Raw genomic sequence first — 18,650 nt, forward strand, 5'->3', positions numbered from 1 at the left:
TTAACAGGTCTGACCGGGCTTTATTTTGCCTTCACCTGGGCCGCCAGATCGCGGGCAATGGCAAAGGCACCGCGGATCCGCTCGGCCTCGGTCTTCATCTCACCCAGCAGCACGATCTTATTGCCCTGCACTTTCGCCGCCGGGCCCTGAGCTTTCAGGAATTCGACCAGACCCGCCGGATTGGCGAATTTATCGTTATGGAAGGTGAGGGTCGCGCCTTTCGGCCCGGCATCAAGGCGGTTGATCCCGGCACGTTTTGCCATGGCCTTGATCCGCACGATCAGCATCAGAGTATTGACCTCTTTCGGCAGCGGGCCGAAGCGGTCGATCATCTCGGCGGCAAAGCCCTCAAGCTCGACCTTGGTGCTCAGGCCTGAGAGACGGCGATAGAGGCCAAGGCGCAGATCGAGATCGGGGATATATTCCTCGGGGATCATCACCGGCACGCCAAGATTGAGCTGCGGCGACCAGTCATCCGAGATCGTCGAGAGCCCGTCAATCTCGCCCGATTTGATCCTGGCAATCGTCTCTTCCAGCATATGCTGGTAAAGCTCATAGCCCACTTCACGGATATGGCCGGATTGTTCCTCGCCCAGCAGATTGCCGGCACCACGCAGATCGAGGTCATGGCTGGCAAGATTGAAGCCCGCACCAAGACTGTCGAAAGAGGCGAGCAGTTTCAGACGTTTCTGCGCCTGGGGCGTCAGCGGCACCCGCGGCTTCGTGGTCAGATAGCAATAGGCCCGGGTCTTGGAACGCCCGACCCGGCCGCGGATCTGATAGAGCTGCGAGAGGCCGAACATATCGGCACGGTGCACGATCATCGTATTGGCGGTCGGAATATCCAGCCCGCTTTCAACGATGGTGGTGGCGACCAGCACGTCAAAGCGCCCGTCGTAGAACTGGTTCATCCGCTCATCGAGATCGCCCGCCGCCAGCTGGCCATGGGCGATGACATAGGAAATCTCGGGGCAATGGGTTTTGAGGAATTCCTCGATATCGGGCAGATCCGAGACCCGCGGCACGACAAAGAACGACTGGCCGCCCCGGTAGCGCTCGCGCAGCAAAGCCTCTCGGATCGTCACTGTGTCAAATTCGCTGACATAGGTCCGGATCGCCAGCCGGTCGACCGGCGGGGTGGCAATGATCGACAGATCGCGCACCCCGGTCAGCGAAAGCTGCAAAGTGCGCGGGATCGGGGTCGCGGTCAGGGTCAGCACATGGACTTCCGAGCGCATCGCCTTCAGCCGCTCTTTATGCGAAACGCCGAAATGCTGCTCCTCATCGATGATCAGAAGGCCAAGGTTTTTAAAGCTGATCCCCTTGGCCAGCAGCGCATGGGTGCCGACCACGATATCCACCGTGCCGTCGGTCAGGCCCTTGCGGGTCTCAGCCGCTTCTTTCGCGCTGACAAAGCGTGACAAGGGCCGGACATGCAGCGGGAAGCCGCGGAAACGCTCGGCAAAGCTGCGGTAATGCTGACGCGCCAGCAAAGTGGTCGGGCAGATCACCACCACCTGCATCCCGGCCATGGCGGCGACAAAGGCGGCGCGCATCGCCACCTCGGTCTTGCCAAAGCCGACATCGCCGACGACCAGCCGGTCCATCGGCGAGCCTTTTTCCAGATCGGCCACCACATCGGCAATCGCCGCCAGCTGATCCTCGGTTTCGGGCCAGGGGAAACGGGCGGCAAAGGCCTCCCATGCCGAATGCTGCGCCTCGAGGATCGGCGCCGAGCGCAAAGCGCGCTCTGCCGCCACCCGCATCAGCTTATCGGCGATCTCGCGGATCCGTTCTTTCAGCTTGGCCTTCTTGGCCTGCCAGGCCCCGCCGCCGAGACGGTCGAGCAGCCCCTCTTCATGGCCATAGCGCGACAAAAGTTCGATATTCTCGACCGGCAGGTAAAGTTTGGCCTGGTCGGCATATTCGATCATCACACAGGCATGTGGCGCGCTGAGCGCGGTGATGGTCTCAATCCCCAGATAGCGCCCGATGCCATGTTCGACATGCACCACCAGATCGCCCGGCGACAGGCTGTCGACCTCGCGCAGGAAATTATCAGCCTTCTTGCGGCGGCGTGGCTTACCGATCAGCCGCTCGCCCAGCACATCCTGCTCCGAGATCACGGCGAGGCCTTTGGCGGTAAAGCCCTCTTCCAGCGCCCAGACCATCTGATAAAGCGCGCCCTCGCCTTGCGGCGGCGCCTCGGGCAGATCGCGCAGATCATTCAGCGTCGCAGTGGCGAGGCCCTGATCCTGGAGCAGCCCCTTCAGCCGCTCCTGCGCCCCTTCCGACCAGGAGGCGAGGACCACATTGTGATGCTTGCGCAGGCTGCGGATGTGATCGGCCAGGGCCTCAAAAAGATTGACCTCTTCCTGCTGGCGCTCGGGCGCGAAAGAGCGGCCGCGCCGCCCGCCGGCATCGAGCACCCCCGGCCCCGGGCTCTGCGCCAGTGGCGAAAGACGGATCTGACGCCGCCCCTCCAGCGCCGCATTCCAGGCCTTTTCATCGAGGTAAAGCCCATGCGGATCGACTGGCTTATAGACCGTATCCATTTTGGCCCGCGCCGCATTGGCATCATTGCGGGCATCATAGGCATCCTCGACCGCTTCCCAGCGGGCGATCTGCATCACCGGCACCTGGTCGTCGAGCATCACGCTCGCCTCGGGCAGATAGTCGAAGATCGTCTCCAGCCGCTCATGGAAGAAGGGCAGCCAGTGCTCCATCCCCTGATGTTTGCGCCCCGCGCTCACCGCCTCATAAAGCGGATCGTCGGCGCCGCCCGCGCCAAAAGCGACACGGTAATTCTGCCGGAACCGGGCGATCGAGGCCTCATCAAGGATTACCTCCGAGACCGGGGCGAATTCCACCGCTTTCAGCTTTTCAATGGTGCGCTGGCTCTGGGCGTCAAAGCGGCGCGCGCCATCGAGCTGATCGCCAAAGAAATCCAGCCGGATCGGCCCGCCCGGCCCCGGCGGCCAGATATCGACAATGCCGCCGCGAATGGCGTAATCGCCCGGCTCGGCCACGGTTGAGGCCGGGGTAAAGCCCATGCGCACCAGAAAGTCGCGCAGATGTTTTTCATCGACGAAATCGCCGACCGCCGCGCGGAAGCTGGAGGCACGCACCAGGGATTTGGCAGGCAGCAGCTGGCTGGCGGCATTCAGCGTGGTTGAAAGGACAAAATTCCCCTTCAGACCCTCAGCCAGGGCGGCGAGGGTAGCCATCCGCCGCGCCGCGGTCTCGGGATTGGGCGAGCTGCGGTCATAGGGCAGACAATCCCAGGCCGGCAGCTGCAGCACCGGCACATCGGGGGCAAAGGCCGCCAGCGCCGCGCGCATATTCTCGGCCCGCTTGTCATCACGCGCGACATGGATCACCGGCCGGGAAGCGCGTTTCAGCTCACGCGCGATCAGCTGACCGTCATAGCCCTCAGGCGCGCCGCCAAGAATAATTTTTTTCTGTTCTGTCATGCACTTAATACAGGATTGAGTGGCTGAGGTTGCGCCACATGCCAAACATGGCCGTCACCAGGATTGCGAACATACCGATAACCTGAACCTTGCGCCGCAGCCAGAGCAGGCCGTTGCAGAGCCGTGTATCGCAAAGCGGACCTTGCTCCTGCGATCCGCCCCGCTCCGCCTCGATCACCAGAGCCAGCCGCAGCGTCAGCCAGCCCACCGGCAGGAACCAGATGGTCAGCAAAAACAGCGCCTGGGCGAATTCGACCCAATAGTAAAAGCTGAGCACGGCAAGGCCGGTGAAGAAGAAGCTCAGGAAGAAGAACATCGGCACAGCAGCGGTGCGGCTGATCTGCAGAAAGCGGCGGCTGTTTATCTCTGCCACCTGCCCCAGATCCGCAAGCGCCACCCCGCCCTCACGCTTTGCGCGCATGATCATATCAAAGGGGATGCCCAGCACCCAATGGCTGGAGCAGGACCAGATCACCGCCAGCATGATCCAGTACCACAGATTTGAGAAAGACCGCAGATCGATCACCTCAGTGAGGATTTTATACAGCTCCACCCGGCAAAGCCCTTTCCCTGGCAGGCTGCGCGTTTCATCGCGGCAATGGCCTGGCGTCTGTATGTCACGGTCGTCCGCGCTTGAGGCGCGGCTCTTTCCATGGCAGGCAGAGCGCAGGGCTGCAAGCCCTGTCGAGTCTCCGCCCATGCCAAGCCGTGTGTGAAGCAGGAATGTCGCGCTTTGCACCTAGCCACAGGAATTCCGATGCAACCGATTCAGGCCGCCTTCCCCGCCACCCGCCTGCGCCGCAACCGCCGCACTGCCGCTCTGCGGGCGCTGACCCAGGAGAACAGTCTCAGCGTCAGCGATCTGATCTGGCCGGTGTTCATCCGCGAGGGCGAGGGCATTGAGGAGCCGGTCGCCTCGCTGCCCGGGGTGAACCGCCTTTCACTCGACCGGCTGCTGGTGCGCGCGGGCGAGGCCGTGGCGCTTGGCATTCCGGCGATCTGCCTCTTTCCCTATACCGATCAGTCGCTGCGCACCGAAGACTGTGCCGAAGCGTGGAATCCGGAAAATCTGACCAACCGGGCGATCCGGGCGCTGAAAGCGGCCTTCCCCGAGCTGGCGGTGATGACCGACATCGCGCTCGATCCCTATAATGCCAATGGCCATGACGGTTTCGTCGAGAACGGGGTGATCCTCAATGATGCGACCATTCCGGCGCTGGTGAAAATGGCCCTCGCCCAGGCCGAGGCCGGAGCCGATATCCTTGGCCCCTCGGATATGATGGATGGCCGGATCGGCGCGATCCGCAGCGCGCTGGAAGCGGCAGGCTATGGCGATGTGACGATCATGTCCTATGCCGCCAAATATGCCTCGGCTTTCTACGGCCCGTTCCGCGATGCCGTCGGCGCTTCGGGCCGGCTGGTGGGCGATAAAAAGACCTATCAGATGAACCCGGCCAATTCCGATGAGGCTTTGCGCCTTGTCGCACGCGATCTCTCGGAGGGCGCGGATATGGTCATGGTCAAGCCGGGCATGCCCTATCTCGATATCTGCCGCCGGGTGAAGGATGAATTCGGTGTGCCGACCTTTGCCTACCAGGTCTCGGGCGAATATGCGATGCTGCGCGCGGCGGCGCTGAATGGCTGGCTCGATGCCGAGAAATCAATGATGGAAAGCCTGATGGCCTTCAAGCGCGCCGGTTGTGATGGCATTCTGACCTATTTCGCCCCCGAGGCGGCAAAGCTGCTGCAGCGCTGAGGGCGGCAGCTGACCGGGCCCAGGGGGAGCAGGCCTGGGGCGTGGGCGCGAGGAGCGGTTGCGGATCTTCGCTACCCCGGGCGCTTCGCTGCGCGAGGCGGATGACAAAACCCGTCCCGCGCGCTAAAACTGAGGTGAAAAGGGTCTTCAGAACCCTGTTTGCAGGCAAAAGGGCAGTCAGATGGACAAAATTTCCCGACGCACCATGCTCGCGGGCGCAGGATCGGCAGCTTTGCTGACCGCAGCCTGTGGCAATGGGGTTGGCTCGAACGGCGCACATCAGATCGATATTCGCGTCGATGCCACCCAGAACTATCTGTTCAACCGCTATCCCGGCACCCGGGATCTGGCCTCGCGGGCCAGCGGCGTGCTCTATATGCCGCTGATGACCGAGGCCGGGCTGATCTGGGGCGGCGCTTTCGGCCGGGGCGCTTTGCGCATCCAGGGCGTGACCGTCGATTATTACTCCGCGACCAAGGCCAGCATCGGCCTGCAGGTCGGCGCCCAGCAATATGCCCATGCTCTCTTCTATATGACCCCGACCGCGCTGGAGGAATTCCGCCGCGCCACCGGCTGGGCCGCCGCCGCCGATCTGCGCTATGCGACGCCGGAGGAAGGCGCGACCATCGGCAAGGCCACCACCGAGATGGATCCGGTGATTGCTCTGGTCTTTGGGCAGCAGGGTCTGATCGCCGGGGCGACGCTTTCGGGCGTCAAATATACCCGCATCATTCCCTGATGCGGCGGCGGTGATGTCGCTCAGCGCTTTTATCGCGCAATGGGGCATCGCCGCGGTGTTTCTCGGCTGTTTTTTTGAGGGCGAAACCGCCGCCATCCTCGGCGGCGTGATCGCGCATCGCGGCCTGACCGGCTGGGGTGAAACGGCGCTCGCGGCTTTTCTTGGCGCACTGCTGGCCGATCAGCTGTGGTTTTTGCTGGCCCGTGCGCTGCCCGCCGAAAGCCGGGCCGGACGCTGGCTGAAGGCGCGCAGCCAGTCCGGCACCGGCAGTGCGCTGTTTCGCCGGCTGGAGCAGAACCATATCGCTCTGACCCTGGCCTTTCGCTTCATCCCCGGCACCCGGATCCTTGGCCCGCTGGCGCTGGGGCGCAGCTCGATGTCCTGGCCCGGCTATAGTTTGTGGAACAGCCTGTCCTGTCTGGTCTGGGCGGTGCTTTTTACCGGGCTGGGCTATCATTTCGGTCAGGCGGCCGAAGCGGGCTTAGGCCGCCTGCACGAGGTGCATTTCCTCGGGTTGCTGCTGGTGGTCGCGCTGGCCGGGCTGATCCTCGCCCGGCTGTGCCACCACCTGCTGCACCGGCGCTGAGGATCAGCTTTTCGGCCGCGCCAGGCGGCGGATCAGCGAGGAGGTGTCATGCCGCCCGCCACCCATGCCCTGGACATCTTTATAGAACTGATCGACCAGCGCGGTGACCGGCAGGCTGGCCCCGATCTCATCGGCGGTTTCCAGACAGATTTTCAGATCCTTGCGCATCCAGTCGACGGCAAAACCATAATCGAACCGGCCTTCCAGCATGGTTTTATGGCGGTTCACCATCTGCCAGGAGCCCGCCGCCCCCTGGGAAATCACCTCGACCACCGCCTCGCCATCGAGGCCTGCCTGCTCGCCAAAGGCCAGAGCCTCGGACAGGCCCTGAACCAGGCCCGCGATACAGATCTGGTTCATCATCTTGGCCAGCTGACCCGCTCCGCTGTCGCCAATGCGGCGGCAGATCCGCGCATAGGCCTCAATCACCGGCTCGGCCCGGGCGTAATCCGCCGCATCCCCGCCGCACATCACCGAGAGAATGCCATTCTCGGCCCCGGCCTGGCCGCCCGAAACCGGCGCATCGACAAAGCCCCGGCCCGAGTTTTTCAGAATGTCCGCCAGCTCGCGCGTCACTTTCGCCGAAACCGTGGTGTGATCGACAAAGAGCGCGCCCTGCCCGAGCCCGGCAAAAGCGCCCTGCTCGCCAAGGCAGACCTCGCGCAGATCCTCATCATTGCCAACGCAGGCCATGACGAATTCCTGGCCCGCCGCCGCCTCACGCGCGCTGGCGGCGATGCGGCCGGTGAATTTTTTCGCCCAGGCCTCAGCCCGGGCCGGGCTGCGGTTCCAGACCGTGACCTCATGCCCCCTGGCGGCCAGATGCCCGGCCATCGGAAAACCCATGACCCCAAGCCCAAGAAATGCCACTCTGGCCATCTGCTGATCCCTTCGCTCTTACCGGCGTGAATTGCCCTTCAATACCGGATGGACTAGGAACCAGAACCATTGCGGACGTCAAGGACAGGCCCGAATGCTAACGCTTTTTCGCTGGATGTTGCGGATCACTCTGCTGTGCCTCGCCATAGCGCTGCTGCTGCTCACCATCAGCTACTGGTTCCTGTCGCGTTCGCTGGTCGATTATGACGAAGATTTCACCCTGAACGGCATCTCCGCCCCGGTCGAGGTGGTGCGCAACAGTGACTCGGTGCCGCATATTTTCGGCAGCACCGATACTGACAGCTGGTTCGCGCTGGGATTTGTCCATGCCCAGGACCGGCTCTGGCAGATGACCATGCTGCGCCGCACCGCCCAGGGGCGGCTCTCTGAGATTTTCGGCCCGCGCACCCTCGCCGTCGATGAGCTGGCGCGCCGCCTTGATCTTTATAACCTGGCGCTGGAATCGGTGAAGGCGCAGGATGACAGCACCCGCAGCGCGCTCGAGGCCTATTCCGCCGGGGTGAATGCCTGGATCCATGAGGTGAATAATGGTGCGCGCGGCCGCGGCGCGCCGGAATTCTGGCTGTTTGAGCCCGAGATCGCCACCTGGGCCCCGGCCGACAGCATTGCCATTCTGAAACTGATGGCGCTGCAGCTGTCGGGCCAGGCGCAGAATGAGGTTCTGCGCGCCCGGCTGTCGCTGGCTTTGCCGCCCGGGCGTCTGGGTGATATCCTGCCGGAGGACAGCTCAAAAGCCATTACCTCACCCGAATATGCAGCACTGGTGCCGGGCGCAGATCCGGGCAACCGGCCGCTGAATTTTGCCCTCGGCCCCTTGTCGCCTTTGCAGGAGCCTGCCCTCGCGGGGGCCTCCAATGCCTGGGCGGCGATGGCCGAGCGCTCGGCCGCGGGCGGCGCGCTGCTGGCCAATGATCCGCATCTGGGCTTTAGCGCGCCGACTTTATGGTATCTGGCGCGGGTCGAGCTGCGCTCGGGCGGGGTGATCGGTGCCACCATTCCGGGCGTGCCTGCGGTGCTGATCGGGCGCAGTGATCAGCTGGGCTGGGGCCTGACCACCGCCTATCTCGATGATCAGGATCTGGTGATCGAGAAGCTGAACCCGAAAAACCATGAGGAATATCTGCTGCCCGATGGCAGCTATGCCCGGTTCCAGACCCGCCAGACCGTGGTACGGGTTAAGGATCAGCAACCGCTGACCCTGACTTTGCGCTGGTCGCGCAACGGGCCGGTGCTCTCGGGCAAGCAATATGATCTCGAAACCGTCACCCCCTCCGGCCATGTTGCGGCTTTGTCCTGGACCGCGCTCTCGCCGGCTGACACCTCGATCTCGGCGGCGATGAAGCTGATGCAGGCCTCAAGCGTGGCCGAGGGCATCGAGGCCGGGCGCGGCTATATGGCCCCGGCGCAAAATCTGATGCTGGCCGGCCCCGATGGCATTGCCATGCAGCTGATCGGCGCCATGCCGGCCCGCGATCCGGCCCATCCCTCGCAGGGACGCCTGCCCTCGCCCGGCTGGAACCTGGCCACCGGCTTTCGCGGCATGTTTCCCTATGAGGAGAACCCGCGCTTCCTCAATCCGGAAGAAGGCCTGCTGGGCAATACCAATAACAAGACCACCGACCGCCCCTTCCCGCATCATGTCAGCTTCACCTGGGGCGATACCCAGCGCATCAAGGCCTGGCTGGCGCTGATCGAAAGCCGCGAGGTCCATACCCGCGAAAGCTTTATGGAGGCGCAGCTTGATACGATGAACCCGACGGCGCGGCTCTTGCTGCCGCTGATCGGGGCCGACCTGTGGTTCACCGGCGAGGCGGCGGCCGAGGGCACGCCCGAACATTTCCGGCAGCGCGCCCTGGCGCTGCTCGCCGCCTGGAATGGCGAGATGAACGAGCATATGCCCGAGCCGCTGATTGCCGAGGCCTGGCTGCGCGAGCTGATGGACCGGCTGATCCGCGATGAGCTGGGGCCGCTGGCCGATCACTTCAGCCGTCCCGATCCGGTGTTTATCGAACGGGTCTACCGCGATGTGAACGGCGCCTCGAAATGGTGCGATATCGTGCAATCGGCCCCGGTCGAGACCTGCACCGATATTGCGCGCATGGCCCTGGATGAGGCGCTGATCCGGCTGGCGGAAAGCCGCGGGCCGAATATCGAATCCTGGCGCTGGGGCGATGCGCATCAGGCGACGCATGACCATCCGGTGCTGGGCGAGGTGCCCTTGCTGAAATGGTTCGTCAATATCCGCCAGTCGACCTCGGGCGGCGATGATACGCTGATGCGCGGCCGCACCAAAGGCAGCGGGCCGAACCCCTTCCTCAATGTCCATGGCGCGGGCTATCGCGGCGTCTATGATTTTGCAGATCCTGACAGTTCGGTCTTCATCACCGCCACCGGCCAGTCCGGCCATCCTCTGTCGCGCCATTATGACGATCTGGGCGAGCTGTGGCGGCGGGGCGAATATATTCCGATGAGCCTTGACCCTGAGCTGGCCCATGCCGGACCCGCCGGGATCATGATGCTGACCCCGGCTGAGCCGGAACAGCCATAAAAAAGGGGCGGAAAACCGCCCCTTTTTTTTGTTTTTCAGGGTTTGCCCCCAGGGGTTCCCCAAGGGTTCTGGGTTACAGCCGGAAATAGTCCTCGCGCTGGCGCTGGGACCAGCAGAGCTGCAGCTGCCAGCCGCTCTCGCCCAGAACTTCCGAGAGCACCACGCCCTGCTGATGCAGCCAGGCATGGCGGCGGCCCTGGTCAAAGCCGAGGTCCAGCAGCTCTTCGGTCTTCTCGGCCTCGAAAGCTGCCGAGACCGCGCTGAGCAGCTCAGCAACCCCCTCGCCGGTCAGGGCCGAAACCGCAAACACCCCGGCCCGCTGCGCGGCCTGGGCCAGCAAAGCCTCACGCGCCGAGGGTTCCACGAGGTCAAGCTTGTTCCACAGCTCAAATTTCGGCGTCGAGGCCGGTACACCGACCGATTGCAGAATATCCTCGACATCCTGGGCCTGTTCGGCGGTTTCCGGATGGGAAATATCGCGCACATGCAGGATCAGATCGGCGGCCAGCACCTCTTCGAGCGTGGCGCGGAACGAGGCCACCAGCTGGGTCGGCAGATCCGAGATAAATCCCACCGTATCCGAGAGGATCACCTTACGGCCCGGCCCGGTCTGTGAGGGCAGGTTCAGCGAGCGCATCGTCGGGTCGAGCGTGGCGAAAAGCATATCCTCGGCCAGCACTTCAGCCCCGGTCACCCGGTTGAACAAAGTCGATTTTCCGGCATTGGTATAGCCAACCAGGGCGACGATCGGGAAAGGCACTTTGGCGCGTGCCGCCCGGTGCAGCTCGCGGGTTTTAACCACTTTTTCCAGCTGGCGGCGCAGCCTTATCGCCTGTTCATCAATGGCGCGGCGGTCGTTTTCTTTCTGGGTCTCGCCAGGGCCACCGACGAAACCGAAACCACCGCGCTGACGCTCAAGATGGGTCCAGGCCCGCACCAGCCGGGTGCGCTGGTAATTCAGCGCCGCCAGCTCGACCTGCAAAACCCCCTCACGGGTCCGGGCGCGGTCGGCGAAAATCTCGAGGATCAGGCTGGTCCGGTCAAGGATCTTGACCTTCCATTCCTTTTCAAGATTGCGCTGCTGCACCGGGGTCAGCGGGCCGTCGATCAGCACCAGGCCGATTTTATCGGCGCGAAATCTCTCGCCCAGCTCGGCCACCCTTCCGGTGCCAAACAGGCTTCCGGCGAGGGTGCGGCTGACCCGGACCACTTCGGACCAGATCACCTCAATGCCAGGCAGGGCTGCCGCCAGGCTGACCGCCTCGGCCAGGCCATGTTCGGGCAGCCGCCGCGCGGCACGTTTACGGATATCGGGATGCAGCACCACGGCGCGGGTTTTCTGGCCGGTCGTCAGCTGCCATTTTGCACTGCCAGCCTTGCGCTCGGCTGGCAGCGGGAAGAGCTCGTCTTCATCCCCGAAAGGATCGATGGGATCGTTAATCAGTCTTCGCCTTCATAAAGATTTATCGGCGCGCCGGGCATGATCGTCGAGATCGCGTGTTTATAGACCAGCTGAGACTGGCCATCACGGCGCAGCAGCACGCAGAAATTATCGAACCAGGTGATAACACCCTGAAGTTTGACCCCGTTGATCAGGAAGATCGTGACCGGAACCTTTGCTTTGCGGACATGGTTCAGGAAAGCATCCTGGAGGTTCTGTTTGTCGCCAGCCATTGTTTGTTTTGCCTTGCGCTTGCCGCTTGGTCGCGGTCTTTGAGAAAAACAGCCGGGCACAGACTGCCCGCACTGGCCCGGAACGGGCAGAACCGCGCCGGACAGAGCTGATAATAGGACTGTCGCAGATTGTTTCCAGAGGCGAATAGCGAAGTTTCGTTCGCTGACGCCCGCCGCTGATCTGACTGTTGCCTAAATACCCTTCAGCGCCGCCAGCGCAAGCCCCAGTTCGCAGGCGCGATAATCGCCAGCAGCGCCAGGGCCTCGAGCCGGCCCAGCACCATCGACAGCCCGAGAATGGCCTTGACCAGCGGCGAAAGCGGCGCCCAGGCAATGGGATCGGCCCCGGCCGTGGCCGCCAGCGGCCCGGTGGTGGTCAGCGCGGCAATCGAGAGAATCAGCGCCGGTTCAAATTCAAGCCCGGCCAGGGTCAGGGCCGACATGATCAGGGCAACCGAAAGCGCGAACAGCATGAAGAAGATCCAGGCCATCCGCGCCCCCTCCTGGGCCAGCCGCCGGGCAAAGCGGCCCGAGCCGATGGAATGGGGATGGATGATCCGCTCCAGCTCGCGCTTGCCCTGCAGCCAGAGCGCCTGGGTGCGCAGCAGCGTCACGCCCCCGGCCGTGGTGGCGACACCGCCGCCGACAATGGCCAGCCCCATCAGCATCAGTCCCGGCGAGCCCAGCCCGGCCCAGTTGCGTGCCGCATCCCACCACAGGCTCTCATAGCCGGTGGTGGTCAGGAAAGAGGCGGCGGTGAACATCGCGCCCCAGAAGGCGCGCAGCAAGACCCGCCAGGTCTCGGTCTCGCCCGCTGCCGCATCGGCGATCATATGGCGCAGCAGCAGGATCGCCGTGGTCAGGAAAATCAGGAACAGCCCCAGCCGCAGCTCGGAATCGCGCAGCAGATTGCCAGGGCGATGGCCCGGCAGGGCAAAAGGCATCATATGCCGGCTGAGTGCGAAGAGCAGGAAGAGAAACATCAGCATCTCGCCGCCGAGACCCGAGCCCTGGACTGCTGTACCGCCGGTGATCGCCACGCCGCTGGTCGAAAGCGTGCCCATGGCATGGATCAGCGCGACGAGGCCATTCTCGCCGGCCATCAGCAAGAGCAGCCACAGCAGCAGCGTCAGCCCGGCATAGACCGGCAGGATCGCCTCGGCGCCGCGGGTCAGCCGCTCGCGCGGATCACCCGATCTGCCACGCCCGCCGGTCAGGCTATGGCCCGGGATCGAGCCGGAAATCACCTCGGCCCCACCGAGGTTCAGCGGCACCAGCACCGCCCAGGCCCCGACCAGAACATAAAAACCGCCGAGCCAGCCCACGAGGCCGCGCCAGAGATGCACCGAAGGCGCGAGGCGCTCGGGCGCATAGACCGAGGCCCCGGTGGTGCTGAAACAGGACAGCATCTCAAACCAGAGATTGACCCAGCTGCTGTCGCGGATGATCGCGCCGAGCGGAAAGGCAAAGGCCAGCGGCAGCAGCAGATAGGCCCCGGCCAGAGCCGCGAGCTGGCCCTGCACCGTATGGCGCCGCGTGCTGCGGCGGGTGGCAATGGCCAGCATCACCGTCAGCACCAGCAGCATAATCCCGGCATAGAAAAAGCCCTGGGCGGTATGGTGATCGCGGTTGGCCAGCGCATGCAGCGCCGGGATCTGGCACATCACCGCCACAACCCCGAGGCCCTGGACCAGCAGCGGCACCTCGCGCCAGGCCGCCGTCATCCCTCCCGGTTGCGCCGGCATCAGAAGAAATCGATCGAGACCTGGAACAGGCGCTCGACCTCCGCAACATCGCCGCTCAGGGCAAAGACCGCCACCACATCGCCGGGTTCAATACGCATGCCAGGCTCGGGCTTTAACATCCGCTCGCCCTTCATCACCCCGCCAACCAGCACCCCTTCGGGGAAATCAATATCGCGGATCAGCCTGCCCGAGATCGGCGAGGTCGACATCACCTGGGCCTCAATCAGCTCGGCCTCGCCATCGCCGATCGCATAGACCGCGCGCACCCGGCCGTGGCGGATATGGCGCAGGATCGAGGAGACGGTGGTGGCACGCGGGTTGATATAGGCGTCGATCTCCAGCGGCGCCATCAGCGGCGCCAGGGTCGGATCATTGACCAGCGCAATCACCAGCGGGCATCCCGCCTGTTTGGCGCGCACCGAGACCAGCAGATTGGTCTTGTCATCATCGGTCACCGCCAGCACTGCATCGGCGCGGTCAACCGCCGCCTCGGCCAGCAAAGCGCTGTCCATTCCATCGCCGTTCAGCACGATGGTGCGCGAGAGCATATCGGCCGCGGCTTCGGCAATCTCGTGGTTCTTCTCGATCATCCGCACCCGGACCCGGTCCGAGCGCGCCTCAAGCACCGAGGCCACGGTCAGCCCGACATTGCCGCCGCCGATAATGACCACCCGCTCCTGCTTATGGGTTTTCTTGCCAAAGATATCGAGGCTGCGCGGCACATCCTCGGCATGGGCGAACAGATAGATCTGATCCTCTTCCAGCAGCTGATCCTGGGGATCGGGGGCAAAGAGCCGCCCCTCGCGCCGGATGCCGACGACAATGGCGCGCAAGGAGGGGAAGAGATCACTCAGCTGGCGCAAGGGCGTGTTCAGCACCGGGCATTCCGCCGAGAGCTGCAGCCCCAGCAGCTGGGCCCGGCCCTGCATGAATACTTCGGTATCAAAGGTCTGGGGCGCGGCAAGGCGCTGCAGCGCCGCCTCGGCCACCTCGCGCTCGGGGCTGATGATCACATCAATGGCGAGGCGCTGCGAATTATACAGATCGGAATAGCCGGTCGCGAGATAGTTCTGCGCCCGGATCCGGGCAATGCGGCGGGTGACGTTAAAGGCCGAGGCGGCAATCTGACAGGTGACCATATTCACCTCATCCGAATGAGTGGCCGCAATCACCATATCGGCATCGCGCGCCCCCGCCTTTTCCAGCACATCGGGATGGCTGGCAAAGCCGACAACCCCCTGAACATCAAGGGTTTCGGTGACGCGCCGCACCAGCTCGGCATTGGTATCGACCACCGTCACATCATTTTGTTCGCCCGAGAGCTGCCGGGCAATCTGCCAGCCGACCTGGCCCGCACCGCAGACAATGATTTTCATGGTTTAACCCGTCCTGCGGTCCTCAAAACAGCCTTCTGCCTGACAGAGCCTGGCCTGGGCGTCAAGCCAGCGCCCGGGCCAGCCTGTCGCAGGCTCAGGCCTCCTCAGCCTCCTCGCTGCCCTCCAGATCCTCAAAATGCGCCGAACGCGCGCCGGATTTTGAGGTGGTCACCACGCCGAGGCTCTTGAGCTTGCGGTGCAGCGCCGAGCGTTCCATGCCGACGAAACTGGCGGTGCGGCTGATATTGCCGCCGAAACGGTTGATCTGGGTCAGCAGATATTCGCGTTCGAACAGCTCGCGCGCCTCGCGCAGCGGCAAGGTCGCCACCGCCCCGCCCAGAACCATGGTCTCGCCGCCCGCGCCCGGCCCCTCGGCCCCCGGCAGTTCGCGCGCATCAATCGCGCCGCTGCCCTCGCCGAGGATCAGCACCCGTTCGATCATATTGCGCAGCTGCCGCACATTGCCCGGCCATTGCATGGTCTGCAGCATCGCCTCGGCATCAGTGGTCAGATCGCGGGCCGGCAGGCCCTGGCTGCGGTGGAAATAGCTGACGAAATGCCGCGCCAGTTCCGGAATGTCATCGCGGCGATCGGCCAGCGAGGGCACCGGGATCGGCACCACATTCAGCCGGTCGAACAGCTCCTGGCGGAAGCGCCCGGCGCGGATCTCGGCGGGCAGATCGCGTGAGGTTGACGAGATAACCCTCAGATCTACCCTGACTTTATCGGTGCCGCCGAGGCGCGAGAACTGCTGTTCGGTCAGCACGCGCAGGATTTTCGACTGGGTGCCGCCCGGCATATCGCCGACCTCGTCAAAATAAACGACACCGCCATGGGCCTGTTCCAGCAGCCCGGTCTCGACGCCGCGTTCAGCGGTTTCGCGGCCAAACAGCACCTCTTCCATCCTTTCGGGCTCAATCGTCGCCGAAGAGACGGTGACGAAGGGGGCCGGGGCACGGCTGGAATGGGCATGAATATAGCGCGCCGCCATTTCCTTGCCCGAACCGGGCTGGCCGGTCAGCATCACCCGGCCATTGGATTTGGTCACCTTGTCGAGCTGGGCCTTCAGCGTGCGATAGGCCGGGCTTGAGCCGATCATATCGCTCGAGCTGACATCACGGCGACGCAGCTCATGGTTTTCACGCCGCAGCCGGGCGGTTTCCATCGCCCTGGCAACAACCAGCGTCAACTGGTCGATATTAAAAGGTTTTTCGATAAAATCATAGGCGCCCTGCTTGATCGCCGCCACCGCGATCTCGATATTGCCATGGCCCGAGATGATGATCACCGGAATATCGGGATTATCGCGTTTGACGGTTTTAAGAATGTCGATCCCATCCATCCGGCTGTCTTTCAGCCAGATATCCAGGATCATCAGCGCGGGCGGATCCGCGTTGATTTCATTCATACATTCATCGGAATTGCCAGCGAGCCGCGTGGTATAGCCCTCATCCCCGAGGATATCGCCGATCAGTTCGCGGATGTCTTTTTCGTCGTCGACGATCAGAATGCTCATCTCAGCCTCCTTGCCCAAGCGGGGCAGCCTGTTGCCCCGGGCTCCGGGGCGAAGTCACGCGGGGCGATGCGGCTGCCGCCCCGTTGCTCTGGCCCGAAGGGCCCATATTACGCCCCATGCGGCGGCGGTTCAGACGCGGCAGCCGCACTTCGGCCAGCGCGCCGAAATGGTTATTGCCCGCGAAAACCGGCGCATCCGACAGGGTGAGCGTGCCGCCATGCTCCTCGATGATCTTGCGCACAATCGGCAGGCCGAGGCCGGTGCCTTTGGCGCGGGTGGTCACATAGGGTTCGAACAGCCGGGCACGATCCTCGGGCAGGCCGATGCCATTATCCATGATCCGGATCACCGCCTCGGCCTCATCGCGCTCAAGCGTGATGCGGATCTGTGGCTGATATTCGGGGGGTGCACCATTTTCGATAAGGGATTCCGTGGATTCCCCGGCGTTCTTAATCAGGTTTGTCAACGCCTGACCAATCATCGTGCCGTCCAGATCCATCAGCAAAGGCTCGTCGGAAATCTCAGCGGTGAACTGCACATCGGGCTGCCCGGCGCGCTGTAGCACCAGGGCGTCGCGCAAAAGTACGGTCAGATCGGTCTCACGGCGATCGGGTTCCGGCATGCGGGCAAATTTGGAGAACTCGTCAACAATGCGCCGCAAGTCATTGGTCTGGCGCACAATAACATCAGTAAGATTTTCCAGATCTTCCACATCCTGAACCTGTTTGCGGAATTTACGTTTGACCCGTTCGGCCGAAAGCGCAATCGGTGTCAGGGGGTTTTTGATCTCATGGGCGATCCGCCGCGCAACATCGCCCCAGGCCGCCATGCGCTGCGCCGAGACCAGATCGGTCACATCGTCAAAGGCCAGCACATAGCCCTCAAGCCCGCCATCACCCGAGCGCCGCTCGGAGAGCCGCACCAGCAGGCTTTCGATCTGGCCACGCCGGGTCAGGCGGATCTCTTCCTGGGCCATGCTGGCAGAATCTTCGCGTAAACGCTCGAAAAGCCCGAAAAATTCCGGAACCACCTCAGCCAGGGGCTGATCGACACTGCTGCTGATCAGATCCAGCGCCCGCATCGCGGCACGATTCATGAAATCGATATCGCCATCGGGATCGAGGCCGATCACCCCGGCGGTGACATTGGACAGAACCGAGTCAAACAGCCGCCGCCGCGCCTCGGTCTCGGCATGGCTCTCTTCCAGCTCGAGGCGCTGACCCTTCAGCTGGCGGATCATATGGTTAAAGGTCCGGCCCAGCAGCGCGATCTCATCATCGCCGGGCTCTTCCTCGACCCGGACCGCCAGATCCCCCTCGCCAACCCGCTCCGCCGCGCTGGCCAGCCGCCCTACCGGCCGGGCCAGACGCTCGGCGAACCACAGGCCCAGCCAGATCGCGGCCAGGATAAGAATAAGCGCGAAGCCAAGGTAAATCAGGCCAAAATTCAGCAAAAGCTTGCCACGCTCGGCCTCGAGCTGATTATAGACCGCCACCGTCTCGGTGGTTTCATCCAGCAGCGACAGCAACCGGCCGTCGATCTGCCGGCTGACATAAAGATAGCGGTCAGCATAGGCCGGCAGACGGACCAGGGCACGAAACTCATTATTGGCCCAGTCGGGGATCAGCACCAGCTCGCCCGCCAGCGCCTTGCGCAGATCGCCCGGGCTCACCTCTTCAAAATCAAACAGATAAGAGCGCTCGCCCCGGGTGCGCAGCTTGCCGCTGCCATCGATCAGATAGGCCTCTTTCAGCCCGCGCTGGATCTGGTCCTGGCCCTGGGCCAGAAGCGGGCGCAGCTGATCATCGCGCAGCATAACACTTTGTTCACGCGCATTATTCAAAAACCCCGCCAGAGCCAGCGTGTCCTGCACCAGGCTCTTGCGCTGCTCGCCCTCATAGGTCTGCGCCGCCGCCAGCGAAGAGCCGACCACCGAGCGCACCCGCTCTGAGAACCAGCTTTCCAGACCAAGATTGACCGAAAGCACGGCAAAAACCGCCACCAGGATGGTCGGGACCAGCGCCATGCCGGCAAAAACCCCGGTCAGCCGCAGATGCAGCGCCGAGCCGGCCGAGCGGCGGCGGCGCTCGCTGACCATACGCAGGATCCGGTTCAGCACCAGCGCAGCGATCAGCAGTACATAGACCAGATCGGCCAGCAGGATCAGCCGCAAAGCCGGAGAATTGGAATTCTGATTCAGCGGCCCGAGCAGCAGGAAGCTTGCCACCACCAGCACCGGCCCCAGAAACACCAGGCCAAGCGTCAGCGCCGTTTGCAGCCGCTTTCGCCGCCGCAAACGGGACATTCTGGCCCAGACATCCCGGCTGATTGCTCGCC

General features: G+C 63.5%; 13 protein-coding genes. 4 read left to right on the forward strand and 9 right to left on the reverse strand.

Annotated features, from left to right (window positions below):
• Window positions 1-20: 20 nt before the first annotated feature.
• Together mfd and H0485_RS06760 are read right to left on the reverse strand one after the other, a co-directional pair.
• A complete protein-coding gene (gene mfd / locus H0485_RS06755) occupies window positions 21-3,473 on the reverse strand; it encodes a transcription-repair coupling factor (RefSeq protein WP_226934606.1) in 3,453 nt (1,150 codons plus the stop codon).
• A 4-nt stretch (window positions 3,474-3,477) separates the two neighbouring features.
• Window positions 3,478-4,026, reverse strand: coding sequence for a component of SufBCD complex (locus H0485_RS06760; protein ID WP_226934607.1), 549 nt, complete (start codon window positions 4,024-4,026; stop codon window positions 3,478-3,480).
• A 204-nt stretch (window positions 4,027-4,230) separates the two neighbouring features.
• Here H0485_RS06760 and hemB point away from each other — a divergent pair, with 204 nt between their 5' ends.
• From hemB to H0485_RS06775, 3 genes are all read left to right on the forward strand, one after another.
• Window positions 4,231-5,229 (forward strand): porphobilinogen synthase, encoded by a 999-nt coding sequence (gene hemB, locus H0485_RS06765; RefSeq protein ID WP_226934608.1) that lies wholly within the window; start codon window positions 4,231-4,233, stop codon window positions 5,227-5,229.
• A 181-nt stretch (window positions 5,230-5,410) separates the two neighbouring features.
• On the forward strand, window positions 5,411-5,968 hold the full coding sequence (locus H0485_RS06770) for a lipid-binding SYLF domain-containing protein (protein ID WP_226934609.1): 558 nt from the start codon (window positions 5,411-5,413) through the stop codon (window positions 5,966-5,968).
• A gap of 13 nt (window positions 5,969-5,981) precedes the next feature.
• Window positions 5,982-6,554, forward strand: a complete 573-nt coding sequence (locus H0485_RS06775) for a DedA family protein (protein WP_226934610.1) — start codon at window positions 5,982-5,984, stop codon at window positions 6,552-6,554.
• A 3-nt stretch (window positions 6,555-6,557) separates the two neighbouring features.
• On the opposite strand, the gene H0485_RS06780 is transcribed toward H0485_RS06775, so the two are convergent.
• A complete protein-coding gene (locus H0485_RS06780; protein ID WP_226934611.1) occupies window positions 6,558-7,433 on the reverse strand; it encodes an NAD(P)-dependent oxidoreductase in 876 nt (291 codons plus the stop codon).
• A gap of 94 nt (window positions 7,434-7,527) precedes the next feature.
• Between H0485_RS06780 and H0485_RS06785 the strand changes: the two genes are divergently transcribed.
• A complete protein-coding gene (locus H0485_RS06785) occupies window positions 7,528-10,002 on the forward strand; it encodes a penicillin acylase family protein (protein WP_226934612.1) in 2,475 nt (824 codons plus the stop codon).
• A 73-nt stretch (window positions 10,003-10,075) separates the two neighbouring features.
• Here the strand turns inward: H0485_RS06785 and hflX are convergent, their stop codons facing one another.
• The 6 genes from hflX to H0485_RS06815 all read right to left on the reverse strand — a co-directional run bounded on the left by hflX (window position 10,076) and on the right by H0485_RS06815 (window position 18,618).
• The gene (hflX, locus tag H0485_RS06790; protein WP_226934793.1) at window positions 10,076-11,395 is read right to left on the reverse strand and encodes a GTPase HflX; all 1,320 of its coding nucleotides are present in this window, start codon (window positions 11,393-11,395) and stop codon (window positions 10,076-10,078) included.
• A gap of 47 nt (window positions 11,396-11,442) precedes the next feature.
• Window positions 11,443-11,676: an RNA chaperone Hfq gene (gene hfq / locus H0485_RS06795; protein ID WP_023664101.1), complete on the reverse strand. Its 234-nt coding sequence runs from the start codon at window positions 11,674-11,676 to the stop codon at window positions 11,443-11,445.
• Window positions 11,677-11,879: 203 nt separating this feature from the next.
• Window positions 11,880-13,400, reverse strand: a complete 1,521-nt coding sequence (locus H0485_RS06800) for a potassium transporter TrkG (protein ID WP_226934613.1) — start codon at window positions 13,398-13,400, stop codon at window positions 11,880-11,882.
• A 20-nt stretch (window positions 13,401-13,420) separates the two neighbouring features.
• The gene (gene trkA / locus H0485_RS06805; protein WP_226934614.1) at window positions 13,421-14,797 is read right to left on the reverse strand and encodes a Trk system potassium transporter TrkA; all 1,377 of its coding nucleotides are present in this window, start codon (window positions 14,795-14,797) and stop codon (window positions 13,421-13,423) included.
• Between the two features lie 94 nt (window positions 14,798-14,891).
• Window positions 14,892-16,313 (reverse strand): nitrogen assimilation response regulator NtrX, encoded by a 1,422-nt coding sequence (ntrX, locus tag H0485_RS06810; protein ID WP_226934615.1) that lies wholly within the window; start codon window positions 16,311-16,313, stop codon window positions 14,892-14,894.
• Between the two features lies 1 nt (window position 16,314).
• A complete protein-coding gene (locus H0485_RS06815; protein WP_226934616.1) occupies window positions 16,315-18,618 on the reverse strand; it encodes a sensor histidine kinase NtrY-like in 2,304 nt (767 codons plus the stop codon).
• Between the last annotated feature and the right edge of the window lie 32 nt (window positions 18,619-18,650).

Source organism: Pseudogemmobacter faecipullorum, from assembly GCF_020539525.1.
GTDB classification, from domain to species: domain Bacteria; phylum Pseudomonadota; class Alphaproteobacteria; order Rhodobacterales; family Rhodobacteraceae; genus Pseudogemmobacter; species Pseudogemmobacter faecipullorum.